Below are 3,905 nucleotides of genomic sequence, written 5' to 3' on the forward strand. Positions count from 1 at the left end.
ATTGAAAAATCAGAATCGTTCTAGGATTGACCCTATCGTCTAGAGGCCTAGGACACTACCCTTTCACGGTAGGTACCGGGGTTCGAATCCCCGTAGGGTCGCCAAGTTTGAAGCGCTGGTAGCTATACATTGTATAGCGAAGCTTCCTGCCAGGAGTGGTAGTTCAGTTGGTTAGAATACCGGCCTGTCACGCCGGGGGTCGCGGGTTCGAGTCCCGTCCACTCCGCCAGATTTAAAAAGCCGCAATCAAGAAATTGGTTGCGGCTTTTTTTTTGGGTTTTGTCGTGTAAAAAGAGTTTTTAGCTCCTAATTTCCTAGCGAGATACCCTTGCCATGCAAGTGCTATGGCGATACGCTATGGTTTACCCACTTGCAACTGCTAACAAAAGTTTTCAATACGGGAACTTTTGTTGCTATGCAGTACACCATCTACTCACCATCAGGAATTGCTTCTGATTGATGGTCATCATCTATCTTCTCGTCCACTTCTGACATTCTTCTTCTGATCCATGCGTCCGGCGTTTTCTTTCTTGCTGTCGCTGCTGATGTTTGCCTCCATCCTTGGAGTGCAGCTCGCAGTTATGTGGCCTGCTGGCTCGCAAGATGTGGTAGCTCTGGCTTATGTGCTCGAAGCTGAGCCGCATGAGTACGGCGTGGATGTGCTGCAGGAGTTTGAAGAGGATGTGGAAGACGATGCGCTGGAGTATTCCATTCATCGACCTCACCGCACTGCTGAACTCAATACAGCGCAGGATGATCGCAATGAATTGTTTGGCCCACCCGACGCGGTAGCTGTCGGGGTGGCTCATGTCTGGGTGCCTCCACAGGGGCATATGGTGCACCCAACTTCTCCTTGGCCTGACAGCATGCTGCGTCCGCCAAGGATGAGCCTGCCGTTGGCAGGCAAGCTCCAGCGCGCCTGACGCAATAACGCGTCATTGCTTTTGTGCTGGGCTATATCGCCCATCGATACCTGCTGCCCTTTGATTCTGCCTTGCGAGGCTGGAATGTATCTGCCTTTTGAGCTTCGCTCTTAGGTATTTCAAAGGTTGGCTTCACCTGCACAGGTGTACCTGATCTCGCATCACGCGCGGCGAATGCCGTGTGTATTTGCGGGCTTTCTACCCTTTTCTCACTTTATCTGCCCTCAAGAAGGCAGCTGTGTTCTATGTTCAATAGATCGATAGTGCCGGCGTACCTACCGGCCAAAGCCACACCTAAACTGCGCCTCAAACGTACTGCAATGCTGGGAATCTGTGTGGCTGCAGCGTTGTCTGCACATGCGCAGACCCCTAGTTCCAGTGCACCACAGATCAGTAGCACCATTTCAGATAAGGCTCAGCCTCAACTGTCACTGACGCAGCTGGTGCAGACCGTGCTCGACAACAACCCTGAGCTGCGTTCCGTGCAGCAGTCGAGTGTGACCGCTCAGGCTGCCGTGGTCAGCGCAGGCGCCTTGCCTAACCCTAAGCTGGAATGGAGCCGTGGCGACAACAAGGCGCGCATGGCATCGGCCACGCCGGGTAATGTGCAGAGCATGGGCATTTCTGTGCCTATTGAGATGCCTTCGGTGCGTAATGCTCGTATTGAGGCTGCACAGGCGGGTCAGCGGGCTTCTGTGCATCAGATTGCGGCATCTCGCAATGCGCTGGTGGCGCAGGTCAAGCTCAAGGCATATGAAGTAGTGCTGCGTCAGGCTCAGGCTCAGGCCGCTTATGACGCGGTCAAGCTGCTGGAGCAGGCGCATGAGCGTGTGCGTGTTCGCGTCTCCAGCGGAGAAGCTGCGCGTTACGAAATCATCAAGGCCGATGCCGAGCTGATCAATGCACGCCAGCAAGAGCAAACGGCCAAATTGATGGCGGAGCAGTCTCAGCTCACACTCAACCGCATGGCGGCTGGTCAGCTGCCTCAGCGTTTTGACCTTGCACTGTCGCTGCAAGACCCTGTGGCGAATGCTCAGTTGCACAGCATTAACTGGCAGGCGCATCCCGAGTTGCTGCAGTTGCAGTCAGAGGTAGACAAGGCTGAAGCCCACAAGCAAGGCGCCAAGGCCAGCCGCTGGCCCGGGCTTGAGCTGCGTTATGCGCAGACGCGCGAGCCCGATATTCGCAACAACACCCTGGGTGTGAGCGTGCAGATTCCTTTGTTTGACCAGCGACGCGGCCCGATTGACGAGGCGGCATCCGAGGCCGAGCGCGCCCGCCTGCGCATGGAAGGTCGCAAGGCAGAGCTTGAGCAGCAAATGCTTCAGGCCGAAAAGGTCATGGAGATGGCCAAGGTTCGCACCAAGGCACTGAGCGAAGGCTCGGTGCGTGAAGCGGAGTCTGCATTGCGTGTGGCTGAGGCCGCCTACCGCTATGGCGAGCGCGGCATTCTGGATGTGCTGGATGCCCAGCGCGTGTTGCGCACGGTGCGTGCCGATTTGCTGGAAGCGCGCTATCAGCTGCAGTCCGCCCGGATTGAACTGGATTTTCTGGCTGGCCGTTACGCCGAGCCTTCCGCGCTTTGATCGCTCAAAGCTAAGACCCCGTTTTCGTATTCTTTGAATTCGCTATATGTCTTCTCATCATCAATCCAGGACGAATCGTCCTGTCTCTCTGGTTCTGGCGCTGGCATTGGCTGGACTTGCCACGCTGACTTTGACGGCTTGCGGCAAAGATGAATCAGCGGCTGCCGCTGTGGCTGCTGCCAATGCGCCGGCTGAGCTGGATCCCATGGAAGTCAAAGTCTCTGCTGAGATGGCGACTAGCTTCAAGACGGCCGCTGTGACTCAGTCTGAAGTGGCTTCTGTGCTGGAAATAGCCGGTCGTATCGAAGCCAATGAACGCAAGGTGACCCGTATCGGTGCCGCAGTGACCGGTCGTGTGACGGATGTGCTGGCCGAAACCGGTGACCGGGTGAAGCTGGGCCAGACCCTGGCGCGTGTGGCCAGCCCTGAGCTGACCACCGCTCAACTGGCCTATATGCGCGCCAGCGCCACAGCGACTCTGGCCGAGCGCTCTGCTGAGCGTGCGCGTCAACTGATTGCGGCGGATGTGATTGGTTCTGCCGAACTGCAGCGCCGCGAGTCTGAAGTGCAGATTGCCCGCGCTGAGCTGCGTGCGGCGGGTGACCAGCTCAAGCTGATGGGGCTGTCCTCTGATGCGCTGACGCGTCTGCGTGCGCAGGGCAGTGTGGCTCCTAATGCAGCCATTACCGCCTCCGCTGCCGGCATCGTGATTGAGCGCCAGATCAGCCAAGGGCAGGTGGCGCAGCCCGGTGACCCCTTGTTCACGGTGGCAGATCTGTCCAGCGTCTGGGTGGTGGGTGCTTTGCCTGAACAAATTGCGCGAAGCGTGAAGACTGGTCAGAACGTGCAGATTGATGTGCCTGCACTTGGCCTGACGGTTGAAGAAGCAACGATCGCCGGCAAGATCATTTATGTGGGCGATACCGTGTCGCCCGAGACCCGAACAGTGACGATTCGTACCCAGGTCGATAACCAGGATCTGGCACTCAAGCCGCAGATGCTGGCCACCATGAAGATTCAGGGTGCGATGGAAAAGACGCTGGCTATTCCTGCTTTGGCTGTGGTGCGTGAGAACGACAAGGACCACGTTTACGTGAAAAAGGCGGAGAACCACTATCGCCTGACGCCTGTGGAACTGGGTGCTGCCAGCGGTGAGTTGCGACCTGTTATTAAGGGCCTGAGCGAAGGCACGCAGATCGTGATTGAAGGTGCTTTCCACCTGAACAACGAGCGCAAGCGCGCTGAGCTGGAGTAAGCCCATGATTGCCTCCATGATTCGTGCCGCGCTATCGCAGCGGCTGGTGGTGATTGTGCTGGCGCTGGTTGTCTGTGGATTTGGCCTGCGTGCTGCCATGAATCTGTCGGTGGATGCCTTCCCCGATGTGACCAATGTGCA

The 3,905-nt window shown here is 57.1% G+C and carries 3 protein-coding genes and 2 tRNA genes; all 5 read left to right on the forward strand.

The features are described 5' to 3' along the window. The first annotated feature begins 28 nt into the window (after positions 1-28). The 5 genes from RSF91_RS19605 (at position 29) to RSF91_RS19625 (ending at position 3,764) form a co-directional block, all read left to right on the forward strand. A tRNA-Glu gene (locus RSF91_RS19605) sits at positions 29-104 on the forward strand. 48 nt (positions 105-152) lie between these two features. Further along, a tRNA-Asp gene (locus tag RSF91_RS19610) sits at positions 153-229 on the forward strand. Positions 230-509: 280 nt separating this feature from the next. Then, a complete protein-coding gene (locus RSF91_RS19615; RefSeq protein ID WP_332569976.1) occupies positions 510-923 on the forward strand; it encodes a hypothetical protein in 414 nt (137 codons plus the stop codon). Positions 924-1,243: 320 nt separating this feature from the next. After that, complete coding sequence (locus RSF91_RS19620; RefSeq protein ID WP_332569977.1) at positions 1,244-2,509, forward strand: TolC family protein; 1,266 nt, start codon at positions 1,244-1,246, stop codon at positions 2,507-2,509. Positions 2,510-2,555: 46 nt separating this feature from the next. Further along, the gene (locus tag RSF91_RS19625; protein WP_332569978.1) at positions 2,556-3,764 is read left to right on the forward strand and encodes an efflux RND transporter periplasmic adaptor subunit; all 1,209 of its coding nucleotides are present in this window, start codon (positions 2,556-2,558) and stop codon (positions 3,762-3,764) included. Positions 3,765-3,905 lie beyond the last annotated feature (141 nt).

It is taken from the genome of Comamonas sp. (assembly GCF_036643215.1).
Taxonomy (GTDB): domain Bacteria; phylum Pseudomonadota; class Gammaproteobacteria; order Burkholderiales; family Burkholderiaceae_C; genus Comamonas.

Bases quoted from the DNA above. Each gene is read 5' to 3' on its own strand.
- RSF91_RS19615 (WP_332569976.1), top strand. From the start codon at position 510: ATGCGTCCGGCGTTTTCTTTCTTGCTGTCGCTGCTGATGTTTGCCTCC.
- RSF91_RS19620 (WP_332569977.1), top strand. From the start codon at position 1,244: ATGCTGGGAATCTGTGTGGCTGCAGCGTTGTCTGCACATGCGCAGACC.
- RSF91_RS19625 (WP_332569978.1), top strand. From the start codon at position 2,556: ATGTCTTCTCATCATCAATCCAGGACGAATCGTCCTGTCTCTCTGGTT.